This is a genomic window from uncultured Desulfobulbus sp. (assembly GCF_963662935.2).
GTDB lineage: Bacteria > Desulfobacterota > Desulfobulbia > Desulfobulbales > Desulfobulbaceae > Desulfobulbus.
The window spans coordinates 327,739-345,308 of the sequence record NZ_CAXXTL010000002.1; the positions used below are offsets into that span (position 1 = coordinate 327,739).

14 protein-coding genes are annotated in these 17,570 nt (G+C 45.0%); 13 read left to right on the top strand and 1 reads right to left on the bottom strand.

The window, feature by feature from the left end; translation table 11 throughout:
• Nucleotides 1-90: 90 nt before the first annotated feature.
• The 4 genes from ACHZCX_RS05810 to ACHZCX_RS05825 all read left to right on the top strand — a co-directional run bounded on the left by ACHZCX_RS05810 (nucleotide 91) and on the right by ACHZCX_RS05825 (nucleotide 7,742).
• Complete coding sequence (locus tag ACHZCX_RS05810) at nucleotides 91-1,200, top strand: GntR family transcriptional regulator (RefSeq protein WP_319586294.1); 1,110 nt, start codon at nucleotides 91-93, stop codon at nucleotides 1,198-1,200.
• A 41-nt stretch (nucleotides 1,201-1,241) separates the two neighbouring features.
• Nucleotides 1,242-2,282 (top strand): uroporphyrinogen decarboxylase family protein, encoded by a 1,041-nt coding sequence (locus ACHZCX_RS05815; protein WP_319586295.1) that lies wholly within the window; start codon nucleotides 1,242-1,244, stop codon nucleotides 2,280-2,282.
• Between the two features lie 69 nt (nucleotides 2,283-2,351).
• Entirely contained in the window at nucleotides 2,352-5,027 is a 2,676-nt protein-coding gene (locus tag ACHZCX_RS05820) for a hypothetical protein (protein ID WP_319586296.1), read from the top strand.
• Between the two features lie 45 nt (nucleotides 5,028-5,072).
• Complete coding sequence (locus ACHZCX_RS05825) at nucleotides 5,073-7,742, top strand: beta-galactosidase (RefSeq protein ID WP_319586297.1); 2,670 nt, start codon at nucleotides 5,073-5,075, stop codon at nucleotides 7,740-7,742.
• Between the two features lie 331 nt (nucleotides 7,743-8,073).
• On the opposite strand, the gene ACHZCX_RS05830 is transcribed toward ACHZCX_RS05825, so the two are convergent.
• The gene (locus ACHZCX_RS05830; RefSeq protein ID WP_394708767.1) at nucleotides 8,074-8,229 is read right to left on the bottom strand and encodes a hypothetical protein; all 156 of its coding nucleotides are present in this window, start codon (nucleotides 8,227-8,229) and stop codon (nucleotides 8,074-8,076) included.
• Between the two features lie 290 nt (nucleotides 8,230-8,519).
• Here ACHZCX_RS05830 and ACHZCX_RS05835 point away from each other — a divergent pair, with 290 nt between their 5' ends.
• From ACHZCX_RS05835 to ACHZCX_RS05875, 9 genes are all read left to right on the top strand, one after another.
• A complete protein-coding gene (locus ACHZCX_RS05835) occupies nucleotides 8,520-9,284 on the top strand; it encodes a hypothetical protein (RefSeq protein WP_319586298.1) in 765 nt (254 codons plus the stop codon).
• An 84-nt stretch (nucleotides 9,285-9,368) separates the two neighbouring features.
• Nucleotides 9,369-10,121: a hypothetical protein gene (locus tag ACHZCX_RS05840; RefSeq protein ID WP_319586299.1), complete on the top strand. Its 753-nt coding sequence runs from the start codon at nucleotides 9,369-9,371 to the stop codon at nucleotides 10,119-10,121.
• Nucleotides 10,122-10,495: 374 nt separating this feature from the next.
• Nucleotides 10,496-11,005, top strand: a complete 510-nt coding sequence (locus ACHZCX_RS05845) for a hypothetical protein (RefSeq protein ID WP_319586300.1) — start codon at nucleotides 10,496-10,498, stop codon at nucleotides 11,003-11,005.
• Nucleotides 11,006-11,055: 50 nt separating this feature from the next.
• Nucleotides 11,056-12,225, top strand: coding sequence for a hypothetical protein (locus ACHZCX_RS05850; RefSeq protein WP_319586301.1), 1,170 nt, complete (start codon nucleotides 11,056-11,058; stop codon nucleotides 12,223-12,225).
• A 29-nt stretch (nucleotides 12,226-12,254) separates the two neighbouring features.
• A complete protein-coding gene (locus ACHZCX_RS05855; RefSeq protein WP_319586302.1) occupies nucleotides 12,255-13,283 on the top strand; it encodes a HEAT repeat domain-containing protein in 1,029 nt (342 codons plus the stop codon).
• A gap of 21 nt (nucleotides 13,284-13,304) precedes the next feature.
• A complete protein-coding gene (locus ACHZCX_RS05860) occupies nucleotides 13,305-14,381 on the top strand; it encodes a hypothetical protein (protein ID WP_319586303.1) in 1,077 nt (358 codons plus the stop codon).
• Nucleotides 14,382-14,456: 75 nt separating this feature from the next.
• Entirely contained in the window at nucleotides 14,457-15,539 is a 1,083-nt protein-coding gene (locus ACHZCX_RS05865; protein WP_319586304.1) for a hypothetical protein, read from the top strand.
• Nucleotides 15,540-15,580: 41 nt separating this feature from the next.
• Nucleotides 15,581-16,870 carry a hypothetical protein gene (locus ACHZCX_RS05870; protein WP_319586305.1) on the top strand — a complete coding sequence of 430 codons (1,290 nt, stop codon included), beginning with the start codon at nucleotides 15,581-15,583 and terminating at the stop codon, nucleotides 16,868-16,870.
• Between the two features lie 196 nt (nucleotides 16,871-17,066).
• On the top strand, nucleotides 17,067-17,555 hold the full coding sequence (locus ACHZCX_RS05875; RefSeq protein ID WP_319586306.1) for a ferritin family protein: 489 nt from the start codon (nucleotides 17,067-17,069) through the stop codon (nucleotides 17,553-17,555).
• Nucleotides 17,556-17,570 lie beyond the last annotated feature (15 nt).

Below are 17,570 nucleotides of genomic sequence, written 5' to 3' on the forward strand. Positions count from 1 at the left end.
GCATGGAATATCCGATATCATATCTCATGGTCGAACTCATAGGATGATTGGATGATGCAACAATCAGATTAAGGTGTATGTTAATAATCTATGGAAGACAAAAATCTCGAAAATATACTGGGTGGACAACAGGTTAAGTCATCACTAAAGCATTGCCAGCTTCGTGATATAATCGCTGACTCGTTGAAGCGTGGTGACTTCAAACCTGGTGATATGCTGCCGGCACAGACTAAGTTGGCTGAGCATTATGGAGTCAGCCACAATACAGTCCGCGAGGCAGTTACTCTGCTTGTCCAGGAGGGGCTTCTTCATCGAATGCAGGGAAAAGGCACCTTCGTTGTCGATCGAAAACCTGATCCTGTAACGATAGGCCTGGTGGTTCCCCGCTTATTCTACGAAGGAATGGATGAACATAATCCCGGAATCGATGTTACGCCAAGACTCGTGCGGTCTATTGAAAAGGAGATCAAGAAACATGGCGCACATCTGCTGCTGTGTCTTGATAATGATGATATCGAGATGGAACGGCAGAATCTCCTCAGTCTGCTGGAGTATAAAGTAGATGCTGCCATCATCTACTACTGGGGCGCTGAACGAAATCTCGACTGTATTAGAAAACTGCGTGATGCCGGCGTTCATATAGTGTTGATCGACACCTATATTGATGATATGAACCTCGATTATGTGGTTACTGATAATGTCTGCGGCGCATATCAGGCAGTGAAAAAACTTCTGGATGCAGGTGTGAAGAAGATCTACCACGTTACTACAACGTGGAATATTTCTACCGCAACAGAGAGAAAACAGGGATACATCAATGCAATGCAAGAACAGGATCTTGAGCCGATAGTTTTACATTGCATGGATTTCTTAATGGACAAGACTGATGCAGAAATGCTTACATTGACCTTCCAGCGAATCCTGAACGAGAATGTTGGCGAACCAATAGGTGTATTTACCACAAATGCGGCAACTGCTGCGATGGTATGGGATTGTATTTCAGATTATATCGTAGACCCGCAGAATTTCTATTTGGCGTGTTTCGATGAACCGTATATTGCATTTCCAAACGGGATGCATGTTGTGAAAGTGTTGCAGCAATTAAATGAGATTGGTGCAAAAAGCGTCGAGATCGTAATGAGCAAGTTGGACGGCAACACTGATGTCCAGCAAGTCAGATTTAAACCATTAATCGATTAATGAGTCTATGAAGAATCTTTTACTAAAGAAGGGATAATTTAATGAACAAACAACTGAAACGGCAGCCAGATTACGAGCAATTTTTGAAGGTGCTATGGCGTAAAGGGAAACCGAGCCACCTCCCATTTTATGAGCATCTTGCAAGTCCCGGTTTCATCGCTGAACGGACCGGTACTGATTACGACAAGATGACGCCTGATAACGATGAATACTGGCGCATCTACGTTGATTTCTGGATCGGTATGGGTTATGACTGTATCCCTATGGAAATAGGATTAAACTGTCCGCTTCCCGTGGGACATGGGGCTCTTTCAGAGGGTAGTGAAGCTCATGTTATCTTTCGGACAATGGAAGATTATGAGAAATACCCCTGGCCAAGCCTTGAGAACCCGATTGAATTCCGTCATTTTGAGACTGTAGCCAAATTGCTTCCTGAAGGAGCGAAAATCGTTGGCGGAGTTGCTGCCGGTCCTTACGAGTGGCTGTCGATGATGATGGGAACCATCGGTCTCTCCTATGCGATGCTGGATGAGCCGGAGTTGGTTGAACTTGTCGCAGGTCGGATTGGTGCCCTTCATCACAGTGCAGACAGACAGTTGGCAACCATGGATAGTATCTGCGCACTACGCCAGGGTGATGATCTGGGATTCAAAACATCAACCTTCTTAAGCCCGGACGATCTTCGGCATTTTATCTTCCCAACATACAAGGCAATGGCTGAAGAGGCTCATAAGGCTTCAAAACCTTTCATCTTGCATTCATGCGGCAACCTTCGAGAAGTGTATGATGATCTGATTGATTACTGCAAAATTGACGCCAAACACTCCTTTGAAGATATTATTCTTCCGGTTGCGGATTTCAAAAAAATGTATGGAACCAGGGTAACTCCTCTTGGCGGTCTTGATGTTGATGTTATATGCAGGAGTTCAGAAGAAGACGTCCGCAAGTATGCCCGAACAAAAATCGAAGAATGTTTCTACGATGGATATTGGGCGCTTGGCACAGGCAACTCACTGACGAACTACATGCCGGTCAGCAACTACATCGCGGTGCTAGAAGAAGGAATCAAGATAACAGGATAGGTTTCGTTAAGCACGGAACCAATACATTAATGAAACAAGCTGATCTAGATCACTTGATTGAGAGTAACAATGAAATTGAGATATATCGTATTCGCGCTTCTCCTGATGGCAGGGATGGCATATGGAGCAGTTAATCCCAAACCTGCGCCGGTAAATGAGTATTTGATTCATGAAGATGGCGGGCTTGTGTATGATCCGCTCAGCAGGGAAGCCGCATCTACCGGTCAGCTTGCCCGTTACGCAAAAGTCCCGATGCAGAAGAAGCAGATCAAGCTGGGCGACTATACATTGAATGTATCAATGCCAAAGAAAGCAACTGCCTACGATGTAATCCCGATTCCATATACTCTCACCTGGACCCAGGATAAAGGAAAATTCCCGGTTGCAGTTGAAGCAACAGCATTTGAAGATGCCAAACGCAGAGGAGGTCGTAACTTATACGACCTCGCTCTGCCGGGAAAAATCGATCTCAAGGTTGAGTTTCTGGGATCGATTACTGCAAACTGGAAACCAGACGCCAGAAACAACATGAAACCGGATATGAGTGATAAACCGGGCGAATATCCCGGATTCACTCGTAAACAGTTTGTTCGGTCGGGCGTAGTAGAATCCGGCGATTTGATTTGGTTCAAGTTCAAATATACCAACACCGGCAATACTATCCTAAAGTCAGAAGGTTTCGGCGGTTTCCAGTTTGCTCCTGAGATCGACAGTAAGAACAAAGACGGCAAATGGGAAATGTACGGCAAACCGTACAATCTGTTCTACCGCGATTTAGAGTGCCTCTACCCCGGTGAATCCCATGAAGTGTGGATCAACTTTGCCAAGTGGCCCTGGGGTGATGGTCAGCGCTTTGGATTAACCCCCGGCGAGTATCTCATAAAGTTCACAGCCGATTACAGATCCTATAAGTTCAACAATGATATATACAATAACATGTATGATGGTCCTGCTGCATTCACTTGCGAAATCCCGATTACTGTCGAGGGCAAACCTCGGCAAGCTCCGGTAGCAGATGGAAAAGTTACTCTGACTGATGGAAACGATCCGGATAAGATCACTCGCTGGATTCATACATTCCAAGAGTTCATGACCGCATTCGACTGTCACATCAAAGAACCCGATAATTCCCAAAAATCTCGCACTATAAAAGGCACGCTGTATCTACAGACGGCGCCATGGACAAAGCATGTGGTGGTCAAGCTGATTAGTACCGGTCCTGTTTCAATATCTTCGCTTGCGATACCGATTGATGTAGAATCTAAATCATTGAAGATCAAGTTCAATCCGAAAAATCAGGCTGTCACAGTCAAGAATGGTATGCGTCAGCCTTTGATATATTCAATGTGTATGGTCGATATGCGCAACAACATCCAGATTGGTCCGTTCCCTGAGGTGCATATTCGCGATGTCATGCGGGAGATGATGGACTGCGGCATCAATATTACAGGATTCACATGTATGCCCTGGCTCTATGACGATATGAACAATCCCATTGCAAACACTCAGGGTGATGCGTGGAAGTTCTGGCTGGATTGTGCCCGCAAGAAAGGTATGTTAGCCGAAGGTTGGGGAACATATCCGTATGACCGATCAAATGTCCAGAATATGTCTAACTGGATTACCGGCGGCAACCTCAAGATGGATATCATGGACAACGGTCAGTATCAGGCTGTCAGCCACACTGATCCGAACCTGCCGGCAGCAAATGCCTCTGTGTGGTTGTATGATTTTCATCGATGGGGCGACCTTTACTACCAGATGGAGCGGGGCGATGTGCCCATAGACGTAGAAGACACCCGCGGCTGGATGCGTTCAGATGCCAACATCCGATATGAAGAGGGCATGCATACAATCTCTGCTTTCCAGAATTGGTGCCGCGAAAAATATACAACTATCGGCGCTGCTAATGCGGCATGGGGATCGGATTACAAGTCGTTTGACGATGTAAATCCGGAAGCCAATCAAACGCTCAGCGCCTCTGGCTCAAAGTGGGAGTATACAAACCAGAAGCAGATATTCCACGACTGGAGTCCGGCAATGGCAGACTGGGATGTGTTCCGTACCGAACTCAGAGTAAAAAACTACAAAGAAACCCTTGATATCGTGCGTAAAGAGATTCCCGGCGCCAGGATAAGTCTGCATACAGAAGGTGGAAATGTTCTTGTGAGCGGAATCGATCCTGAAGATCCAAACCCGCATATGCGCCATATCTACTACAGCCAGCGTCGTCTTGCGGCTATTGCGGAAATTCTACAGAAGTCGGGATTATTAGCGTTCCATGTCGATTATACGACCATGCCATACACTCCGACTGAGCTTCGTAAACTGACCAGAATGTCGGTTAAGCAAGGCATCATTCCGGCTTATATGCCTCAGTTACAGGATATGCGTGATGTAGTCATCAATGATAAATACGGCATTGATTATCAGCTTCATTACAACTTGTCTGAACCTAAGAAAGGAATCATGATGCACTGTCTGACAGCAGTATACCCATGGTTCAAGGCTGTATATGAGGAAGGTGGAGCACCTGGAATCCTTTGGGATGACTATTTGTGTGATGCCTTTATCACTGAAACTCAGAAGCGCGAAATGAAGTTTTTCAAAGGGAATCTGGAACAGGCTTTGTCTACTCCTGCTGCGGTAAAAGCTAGAACAACCAATGTTAAACAACCCTCGCAGGATTGGCGTAAGAATGTGAAGAAAAAGTGGAGCTTTGAGTCTATACGAGACAGTAAATAGAAATCCTATATATTATTCTATTAATTTAGGAATAGAAGGTCACAAATGAAATTAAAATATGTATTATTAGCTTTACTCTTAATAGCAGGTGCAGCATTCGGAGTAGCTAATCCCAAACCTGCGCCGGTCAATCAATACTCGATCCATGAAGATGGCGGACTTGTGTATGATCCGCTCCGCAGGGAAGCCGCATCTACCGGTCAGCTTGCACGATACGCTAATGTCCCGACGCAGAAGAAGCAGATCAAGCTGGGTGATTATATATTGAATGTATCTGTGCCAAAGAAGGTAACTGCCTACGATGTAGTCCCAATTCCATATACACTCACCTGGACTCAGGATAACGGCAGATTTCCCGTGGCAGTCGAGGCGACGGGGTTCGAGGATGCCAAGCGTAGAGGCGGTCGTGACTTGTACGACCTCGCTCTGCCGGGGAAAATCGACCTCAAATTCGAATACCTTGGTTCAATAACAGCTAACTGGATACCCGGCGCCAGACACAACATGAAACCTGATATGAGCGATAAACCCGGTGAATATCCAGGATTTGCACGTAAGCAGTTCACTCGGTCAGGCGCGGTTGAATCCGGCGATCTCATCTGGTTCAAGTTCAGGTATAAGAACACCGGGAACACCATTCTCGATCCGGAAGGAATCGGGGGATGCCAGTTTTATCCTGAAATCGACCGTAAAAACAAAGATGGCCAGTGGGAGATGTATGGTTACCCGTACAATCTCTATATCCGCGATCTCAAGTATCTGTATCCCGGCGAATCCCATGAAATGTGGGTCAACTTCGCTAAGTGGCCTTACGGAGATGGTCAGAATTTTGGACTTCCTAAAGGCGAATATCTCATAAAACTTAGATTGATCTACAGGTCATACAAGGACTTCAATGCATTCCAGAACATCTGGGAGGGTCTTCCTGCGTATGTCTATGAAATGCCGATAACCGTTGAATATACCCCTCAGATGGCACCTGTTGATGCCGGGAAGATCACCTTCACTGACGGTAACGATCCTGACAAACTCACGCGTTGGATTCACACCCACGAAGAGTTCATGACTGCGTTTGACTGCTATTTGAAGAAACCGGAAAGCGCCGCTAAAACTCGTTCAGTGAAGGGAACATTGAACCTCCAGGTTGCACCGTGGACAAAGAATGTAGTAGTGAAATTGATCGCAGATGGACCAGTATCCATATCGTCGTTTGCGATACCGATTGATGTAGATTCTAAATCGCTTAAGGTGAAATATAATGCCAAGAATCAAGTAACTTTAACTAAAAACGGCATCCGACAACCTGTTGTATGGTCACAGAGCATGGCGGACATGCGCAGCAACATCCAGATTGGGCCATTTCCTGAAGTTCATATTCGCGAGAGAATGCATGAAATGATGAATTGCGGCATCAATATTGTGGCGTCTACCAGCATGCCGTGGCTCTATGATGACATGTACACCCCCAAAGCCAATACGCAGGGTGATGCATGGAAGTATTTCCTGGACTGCGCGCGCAGAGATGGAATGACCATCGAAGGCTGGGGCGCTTATCCGTATGACAGATCAACCATACAGGGAATCTCAAACTGGATAACGGGCAAGAATGTCCAGATGGACACCTTCATGTCGGGATACCCGGCTATCAGTCACACCGATCCCAACCTCCCCGCTGCTGATGCTGCTGCATGGCTGTATCAGTTCCATCGCTGGGGTGACCTTTACTACCAGATGGAACGCGGTGATGTGCCGATCGGCATAGAAGACACTCGTGGATGGATGCGTCAGGATGTTAACATCCGCTACCAGGAAGGTGACCGCACGATGGCTGCTTTCCGGGATTGGTGCAAGGCGAAATACGGTACAATCAGTGCTGCAAACACCGCCTGGAGATCAAGTTTCAACTCATTTGATGAGGTTAATCCTGAAGCTAACCAGGTGCTGAATGTCTTTGGCCAGAGATGGGAGTTCACAGATCCCAAGAATGTATTCCACGACTGGAGTCCTGCCATCGCTGATTTCGATGAATTCCGCACAGATGTGAGGGTTAAGAATTACAAAGACACTCTTGATATAATCCGCAAAGAGATACCCACGGTTAAATTCCTGTTACGGACTGAAGGCGGTAATGTCATTGTTAGCGGCATCAATCCCGAGGATCCGAACACTCACATGCGGCATATCTTCTACAGCCAGCGAAGGGTTGGCGCGATAGCGGAGATCATGCAGAAATCGGGTCTCTTATCGTTCCACTCAGACTATACGACGATGCCGTATACTCCGTCTGAAATCAGAATGCTGACAAGGATGGAAGTCAAACAGGGGATTATCCCGGCATATCTTCCATGTTTCGACAACATGCGTGATATCGCTGTGAATGACAAATATGGTACGGATTTCCAGGTACACTACAACATCAACGAACCTAAAAAGGGACAGATGATGCACTCCCTTTTGGCTGTGTATCCGTGGTTTAAGGCAGTATACGAGGAAGGCGGAGTTCCCGGGATTACGTGGGACGACTATCAGTGTGATGCCTTCGCCACTGAGACCCAGAAGAAAGAGATGCTGTTCTTCAAGCAGAAGCTGACGGAAGCGATGTCTACCCCTGCCGCAAAGAAAGCCAGAACAGCAGATATCAAACACCCATCGCAAGACTGGCGCAAGTATACGAAGAAAAAGTGGAGTTACAAATCACTCGCTGAAGAGCATTAATAATCGGCATTCAGTGATTTGCACCCGAAAACATAGTAAAATCAGAAATATGCTAAAGAGTCTCCCAATCCAATATAGATAGGGAGACTCTTTGAGTTTGTCAGGCAGATGATTCGATCATATTAATCATCATGTTTCTCATTTGGAGCGCATGTCTCCCACAGATAACTCATTAGAATCATCAACCACCTGGAGAAACCAAGCCAAGAACCTCCCCTTTCCAAGGGAGGCAGGTGGGGTGCTTTAAGGTTCCAAATATCGCCATGATTTTTATGTGAATTGCTCAAGTTATCAACTGCAAACATACATCTTTTTGCTCAGAAAGCCCTCATCATCTTGCTTCTTCCCCCAATTCTGGTGGAAGAAGAAGTCTCAAGGGAGTTATGGCAATGAATTCAAGATGTTTTATTTCATGAATATCTTTTTCAGAATTGGAAGAAATAAGTTGTTCTAAGAATCTGTGATACTTTTGTACTTTTGCAGCCAATTCTCAAGGTATGATTTCCTAGATATAATAGCTTTAAAAATATCACTTGACATACTTCAATTTTAGATATATTCTGCATGTATAGAATTATGAACATTTATTGTATAACATGTAATATTGATTAATTTAGCTGTTATAACCGAAAAAATGAAGGTTGCACAACATGTTTAATACAATTGTCTTATATATTTCAACACTTTCTGCTTGCATACAGACGGCCTGTAATTCGTGAACATATTCAGAATGAGAATAACAAAGACTTCTATATCTTTGGCTGGTAAAGAAAAGTGATGCGTAGATTGAAAAACATGAAACCGGTTAGACTTATTGTTCTGCTCGTTATCACCATTATCATTGCGGTGCCGGTGGTGTTTTGGGGCGTCTCCTCTGACAATGATTATAAGACGAAAGCTTTGCTTAGGAAAGCCGAAGTCTACAGTAAAGCGGGGAAAATCGATGAGATCATAAACCTTCTTGAACCATATGCTGATACATTAGGTGATAGGGTGGTTAGTCCAACTAAAGGTACTATCCCTACATGTATCGCCCAGGAATTAGGTTCTGCTTATCTAAAGAAACAAGATTATGAACATGCTCTTCCATATCTTGAAACCTCAGCATTGATCTTAAATGATTCATCATATCATTACAATCAGAAAGTGATAAATTATGAAAGAGATTCACTTTCAGGCGCTTACCAATGTCGGATCAAATTAATTGAAGCTGGTAAAAAACTAAAAATTCTATGTGTTGTAAATAGGAAGATGCGAATAGCTTGTGTGGATTTAGATGGCAAACGATATTTATCATTAAGGGAATTGGCTAAAGCAGTCGATGCAGATGTCAGCGTATTTGATGGCGGTAACCAGTATCTAATATCATACGGCAGCAAAAAAATGATTGTATCTTGTTCTAAAGGGCATTTGCCAAGCGGATCTATCAGAGGTCATATGGAAGGTAATACTCCTTTTGTCTCAGCAAATGAGGTGATTAAGTCATTGGGAGGTCATTCTAGTTGGAGCAAGCATGCACAGATATTAAATATTTACATATAGATGAAATGTGAATGTTAAGAATTGTAAAAGAAGATACATAGGCGCCAATGAGTGATTTATCTATAGTATAAGGGAATTCAGGCTTTGAAAAACATGAAACCGATTAGACTTATTGTTCTGCTCCTTATCACTGTTATCATTGCGGTGCCGGTGGTGTTTTGGGGCGTCTCCTCTGATAAAGATTACAAGACAAAAGCTTTGCTCAGAAAGGCTTCTGCTTATAATAAGGAAGAAAAAATTGATGAGATCATACACCTCCTTGAACCATATGCTGATACATTAGGTGATAGGGTGGTTAGTCCGACTAAAGGAACTATTCCTGTATGTATAACTGAAAGATTGGGCTTTGCATATCTTAAGAAGAAAGATGATGAACACGCCTTGCCCTACCTTGAGCGTGCGATGTTGGTACTTACCGGATCAGAAATTCGATATGATGGAAAGGTTCTCTATTATGAAAGTGGTCTATCTTTCATCGTAAGTGCATGCCGCATCAGATTGATCACTGCTGGGAAGAAATTGGATAACCTCTGCATTCTGAATCATAACAAACGTATAAAATGCATAACTATTGATAATAAACAGTATATATCGCTAAGGGAGATTGCTGCCTTGATTGCCCATGTCAATCTATCTGGAGATAGGCCATACATATTGACTCGTAGCGGTGAAAAACTGATCATATCTTGCGCTGATGGGCCCCTTCCAAAAGGAACTATCAGAGGTTATATGCAAGGTACTACTCTTTATGTTCCTGCATCTGTGATTACGATGTTGCCGGGTGGGCGTGTTGAGTCGAACGAGAAGGCCCAGATGCTTTGGCTGTATATCGATTAGTGGAAATCCAGTAGATGACTGATACAAAAACAGTCTAAGGAGCGAATTGCCATGGTCCGATTTATAAGATGGCTTTTGTTAATCATATGTCTATCAATACTGTCGAATTATACAAATGCTGAATTGATGCCATATGATCCGGCTAAGATGTCATTCCCGGTAAGGGTCTATCGGGCAGTGGAGACGGCACGCACCTAGATAAGCGACCCGAATGTAGAAATGTATTCATCAGGAATATATATATACCAAAGATCTATCACAGAAAGGCACACACATTGAAAACCTCAAGAATCATATTCATTCTGGCAATTCTGATTATAGTAGGATATCTATTCACTCGTGAAGGGAAACGGCCAGGTGGATCGGAAGTAGATATGCAGATCAATCAGCGTACTGATGAACCGACTTTCACCCGCTTCGCTGATACTCCAAGAAGCCAGATTGCACAAGATATTAATGACCATTGTATCAAGATCAAGATCCGGTTTTCTGGAATTTACAAAGGCAAGAGTGCGAAGAGATATTGGAGCTTTGATCGCAAAGATAAAGCATTTGGTGGAATTATTGCGCCAGTGAAGCTTCTTCTTCGGAGTGAGACTCCAGTTTCCTCGATGATTCCTGATTTTGGTGCGGGTGGGTATTGGATCGACTTCTACATCTCACCTGACATGGCATATCGTACTCAGTTTGAGGGTGATCGTTTTATGATTCATGAAAAAAGCACTGACAATACTCAATATGTAGGAGGAAAAGAAGATGCCGCAACACATCGAGAACCGATAGGTTTACTCATAGAACAGTGTCCCAAATGGTTTACTGATAAGGAATATAAGGAACTCGGTGCTCTTTGGAAAGAACCTGTGAAAGATGAGAGTTCCCACTAGTTTATCCAGTATTGTATCAATATGATTATTGGCGACAGGAGATCAAGATTTTGAAAAGCTTCAATTCAATCAGATTCATAGTTTTTATCATCATCATCGCCGGGATATACGGCGCATATCGAGTTTCCTCGAAACCGCAGGAACACGGCATGTCGCTGACCCACAACCAGACCGCGGGACCGGCATACCTGAAGAAGAACGCCGATGAGTTGAAGGGCACCATCGTCACACCGCACATGGAGCAGAAGATCGTCCCCGGCAAGAATGTGCTCTGGTGTTCGACTTTCCAACTCGCATGGAACGAACTCTGCGACCTGGGAGGCGGTTCCGTCAAGTTGAAACTCGACTCCTCTATGGCGGATATCCTCAGCAAACGGGGCGCCTCGAAAGCCGACATCGACGACGCGTCCTACGTCGCGGTTGCTGGGTTCGCGGAAGACGGCAGCGTTGAGAAGATACGGCAGGAACTCAAGACTAAGTTCAACGGTCAGGAGTCTCCCGATCTGCTGAACCGGCTCGCACCAAAAAGTGGATTCATCGCATACGGGTACCTTTTCAAGTCGCTACCCTTCGAGTGGGCATTCGACCGTTTCAGTGACAAACTCACCTTCCAGGATAAGAAGGTAGAGTGCTTCGGGGTTGAGCAGTATTTACCTGAAGATGAACCCAGAGAAGCGAGATCCGGTAAGCAGATATCGATCCTTGATTATAAAGATCAGGATGACTTCATCATCGAGTTGAAGACCTTGCAGAAGAAGGACCATCTGATTCTCGCCAAGATAAAGCCTCTGGAGACACTGGATCAGACTGTGCGCAGTGTGATGAATCGGATGAAAAACGGCAGACCTGTGGATTTTACCGATTCAGCAGATATGTATATCCCGGTGCTGGATTTCGACCTGCTGAAGGATTACTCTGAGTTGAAACGTATAATTCAATCCTCAAACAAGCGGTTGAATGGCCAACCGATAGAGGTTGCCTTGCAGTCGATACGGTTCCGCTTGGATGAGACAGGTGCTGTTCTGAAGTCGGAAGCTATCATGGTGGCTTGCCTCAGTCGGACCAACCTTGTGTTTGACAAGCCGTTCCTCGTCCTCCTTCAGCGGGATAGCGCAAAGAATCCGTATTTCGCGCTCTGGGTTGGCAACACCGAACTCCTGCTCCCGGGGGGTGCGGGGAAGACGCCTAAGCAGAGATCTTTCTCAGAAACATATAAATAGTATCCATCGTATACTAAGCAAGGAGCTAAATGATGTCCAAAATAATGCGAATACTGATATGTTTATCTTTCTTAATGATTTCCGCATCTTCGGGATATGCGATGATGATAGCCATACCGCGGTTGCCCGATTATATCGCCAAGGTCCCAGTGATCGTTGAGGGACATATCAGGATGTCGGATGGCAAATCAATCCTCATCGTTGATCGATTCCTGAAGGGAAGTGCTTCCAATGCCATCATTATAGAACGCGACACAGAATGGGCTCCGGCGATAAAGATTGTTGATGGGGAAAGAGTCATTCTCTTCTTTGCTTATGTGAATCCTGATGGTACAAAAGCATTGTTGTATAACGGCAATATAAGCAAATGGCCGAGACAAAACGATGGATTTTTTGTACCAACGACATACCTCACAGATGATATGACCAGATTCGGTGCGGTTATCAACGCATTGATCTATGCAATGGACGGGAAGGATTTTGAAGAACGGGCACGCCGGATCATATCGATGACCAAGTCACCTGACGAGATGCTTCAGCTTGCTGGCCTGCAACTCATGACATCGAGTGTATTTTCGAAAACGCTTGCAGATGGTAACAACTGGCAAAAACTAACTCAGATCGCAGCATTCATGCTCCCTCTGCTTAAAAGCGAAAATCCCGAGATCAGGATCGAAGCTGCTGCTGCTACCCGACACGCTCCAGTGTCGGTTGCCGCCCCCGCCCTGATTCCGCTCCTAACAGATCCAGCTCGAAATGTCTCACAAAGTGCTGCTTCAGTACTTGGCATGGTTTTTGGTGAGCTCAAACTGCCTCGTCCGGTGGTTGTGCCATCAAAACTGCAATTCGGAGAAAAACTGGCATCGGTGGACGTTGTGCAGTTCAGGCAGAACGCGAGGAACTGGAGCGAGGCAGTCTGGTCTGAAAAGGCTGATACTCAAATTGCAAAAGATCTGGTACGTCTCCACAAGTCGCTTGAGTCAGGTTCCGCACTGGAACGCGAGAGTGCACAGATATACATCAATATCCTGGAAGGTACCTCGGTAGTGGAGAAATAGTGGAGCGATAAGAGGTGAGGTATGAAGGTAGGTAGATATGTAGTCGCGGCAGGGATCATCATTCTGGCGATATCGGTAATGGCCGTGCTTTCCCGTTTGGGTCCACCCGGAAGGAGAGTATTGGCGAAAGGTGTGTTTGCCTTCGACCGATCTCCTGATGGAATGCATGTCGCAGTGATTAATGGAAGAAACCTGACCGTTATCACATTGCCCACTGGGAGGATTCAGTCGCGAATACCCATGCCGAATTCCGGATATAGCAACGAACTGGGTGGTTGGTTTGTGAGCTGGTCACCCACTTCAGATGAGATCGTGGTTGTTCGCAATGTCAGTCGGAGCCGGTCCCAACTTATGCTGATCAACGCCGATGATGCGAAGTGCATCATTCTTAGGGAATCGGATGCCATCGGCCGTCCCGCCTGGTCTCCCAATGGCAAACGGCTGGCGTGGTTCGAGGAAACTGCGAAACGAGTACCCATGCAGATGTCTTCGCTGCCGAAAGCCGGTCCTGTTCAGATGCCGGTCAGCGAACTCAGGGTCGCAACTATGCCTGACATGACGCAGAGCAGAACAATCTGCAACGGGATGCTGTCTAATGTGCAGTGGACATCCAACGGGCATATCGCATCCGGACAGCGCTGGAATAGGATCGTATTCATCAAGCCAGACACAAAGCAGACCTGGTACATTGAGCATGAGTGGAATGGTCCATCTCATGGAGTCTATTCAATCAGCAGTTGGGAAGTATCTCCAGATGCGAAGGATCTGGTATATGGATTCGGCGGGAAGGTATGGATGAGCCGGTTATCGACAGGTGCGCAACAGGTGAGCATCGCGGATTTTCTGCCGTTGGAAATGAAGTGGACTCCCGGTGGAGAGAGTCTGCTGTTAGTCACCACCGATCCGAAGTCGCAGCAGGATGCCCCGCCAGGCGCTTTCCCGATGGATCCGCCGCATATACTGCATAAAATCGCCAAAGATGGAACAGAGCATCAGGTATTATTCCCAGAGCGCGATGGAATCAGCGACTTGAAGTGCATCTCTAACAAACAGATTCTTTATCTCAGCAGTGGAAATCTCTGTATGCGGGATTTGTAATGGTGAACGATTGTATATAAATGAATTCCGGGTATTGTGTAGAATACTTAATCTCTATAGTGAAAGGATTCAAAAATGAAAAGAAACCAGATTTCAATCATTATTGTATCTATGTTCTTCATCATAACTTCATGCATATTCGTTGCCGATCTGTCACCTGGATCTGTCGTCATACCAAAAAGCGGACATCTTGTTTCGGTAAAGGCTACCGGCAGTCTAATGATGAACCGAATGCAGATCAGATTCATCGCACCTGACGGTACACCTGTCGCTAATACACGTATATGGTGTAGGGGAAGAGGTGCGGGAAACCAGCCGTATCGTCCCATCACAACAGATGCACACGGCATTATAATGTGGAGATTAGTGAATGATGCACCAATTCGGCTCTCTTTTGCAGCTCTTGATATAGGTTATGCGAAACTAGATATCACTGATGATGAGACGTCACACAGCGATAAGTATATCATCGTGCGGTTTACCTCAGACACAAGAAGCACAGCATCACGATATTTATCAGGTCGTGTCATCTCTAGTTCTGGAAAACCGCTGGGTGGAGTCGTGTTTTATCCAACAAGGATCTACAAAGAAAATGATCCGTGGAATATGTGGAACAATCAATTCAGTGACTTTCCATCAGCCGGAGCTAATTACACGATAAGGGATGCAATGGCTACCTCGCGCGACAGCGATGGCGCTTTCAGAATCGGACCTCTGCCTTCCGGTGATTATGACCTCAAATACGGTACTCCCGAGTTAGGTGATCAACCAAGGGACAGCAATATCGTGCGGGATAATATCCTTATAACGGTTCCGAAAGATCGTGATATCAAGGGGTTGAAGATTGTCTACCCTGTAGATAAAACGGCATACAGTCTGAGTGGACGAGTCTTTAATGGAACTACATTTAAACCACTGACTTCAGCAGAAATTACTATCAGTGTCATGACGGCATATCTACCCGATCAGGAGTTGGAACACTGGTATGTCTGGGAGCCGGTAGTTCGTCCAGTCATTACCGATGGCCGAGGTAACTTCAAGCTCTTTCCAATTCGTCCAGGAAAATATAGGATTGATGCAAAATGGCATGGGAAATCGATTACCAGGAAGGTAAATATTCATTCTAATGTTAAAGGATTCAAGATTGTTTTGCGGTAGATATTTCAACAAGAGGCAAATGTTTAGCGAAAGGCTCACCAATGAAAAGAACACATATCTTAGCCATTATCACACTCATCATCGCCATCATGATTTCATCTACACTCACCGCGAGTGCAGGTACGAAGACGAAACCGTTATTAGATCGTTTTGACGCTATTGATGTTGCAGAAATGGACCAACTCAGTAAAAATGCGGCAACCAGGCTCGGAAAGGGTTGGCATGTAGACACCGTGTTCGTGAAAACACTTGCAGGTTGGAAAGATTATCTGAGCGGTGCTGCTTCCACTTTCACAAACGACTCAATGAGGATTCACGGTGTTCCGGTATCATTTCGGATCACAAGAGCCAATTGGACAATTCCGACACTGCGTGATCATAGTGGTGCTGATTCCGATATCGTATTCAGCGCATCAAGTCATGGTTATTGGTATTATAATCCCGGTACATATGGCGCGGCACATCCAAAAGAATGGAATAATATCCTGAAGAAGCTTTACACATTCTATGGCTTACCGGTCGCCAACCAAGGTCTGGTCTGTTTACTGGAAACAGATGTAGATATCTTCCCTGTCGGCACTCCTATTCACATAAATACGAATTTCCATATACTCCCGGGATTCAAAAGCGTTCCAGTTGAGAAATATAACAATCATGCTCCATTCCTTATTGTTACTGACTCATCAGGGAAACGACTTCCATTATATAGATTACCGGTAACCTCATCATACAATCGAGATGATAATCCCGGTTTCGACAATATGGTCCCAAATCTGGAAAAGGATTTCAACATCATCAAACCAGGCATCTATAAGATTAAGATGCGGTATCCCTTCGACAAAGACAGCAATCAGATCGTTGAATCTCAGGAGATCAGTATTCGAGTTGTGCCTGCGGATTTCTTCTCACTGCAGCTCACCAGATTGGCGAAGTCAGATATTATAGCAACTAATGGAACCATGCCGGTTGAATTGGTGTTTGGAGCGAAAGATGCTAAACTTAAGCAGTTCTCTAAGATTAAGGTGTCATATACTGCCTCTGCAAAACCTATGAGGATGTTTGGGTATCTGTATGGGTCACCTGGTCGACGGATGTCAGAGGACATCAAGGGAAGTCTCAAACAAGACGGTGAGGGTTCGTATCGTGTGCAATTCGACCTGGCATCGGGAAGATGGAATGAATCTAGCTCATCCGTGGGACCTGTTTCACCGATCACATACTTCATGAAGCCTGGTGAGACATGGTGGTTGAAAATGATCATCTCAGGGGTACTCGACGGCAGACGGTTTCAGATTTCATCGAATGAGATCTCTCTTGAATTACCAAAATAAACAACTGCAATAACTAATACTTTATTTTTTGAAGCGAATCGGTTGTATTTTTATTACTCATTTAATTGAGGTGAATGCACTCTACTGTCTTGTGCAAGGAACCTCTGTGTGATAATATCAGTAACAGTAAATACAGCTTTCAAACAATGTCGTTGAGAGCAGCAGATTATATTGAAAATTGTATGTGAGGACGCTAATGCCAATCAGTTTCAGCGCAGATGATATATTAGAAATTGCTCAGCAGATTGAGCAGAATGGCTTGAATTTCTACAGAGCGGCATCGAATGCGGCGGTAGGTATTGAAGCCAATAAGATGTTATCGAATCTGGCAGAATGGGAGGTTGCTCACGAAAAACTTATCCGCGATATGCGTGCAGTTTTGACTAGTGACCAAAAGCAGCCAACAGTATTCGATCCAGATGATGAAATGGCTCTCTACTTGAAAGCGATGGCCAGTAAAGTAGTCTTCACTTCGAAGATGGATCCGGTTGAAATGCTCGGATCAAATCCATCCTTGTTGGAGATTCTCAACATTGCACTGGATCGGGAAAGAGATGCCGTTTCCTTTTACAAAAGCATCAAAGAGATAGTTCCGGTATCTATGGGTAAAGACAAGATTGAGGCAATTCTTCTAGAAGAAGTATCGCATGTTGATATAATCACAAAACTTCTTGCTGAGATATAATAACCTCAAATACAG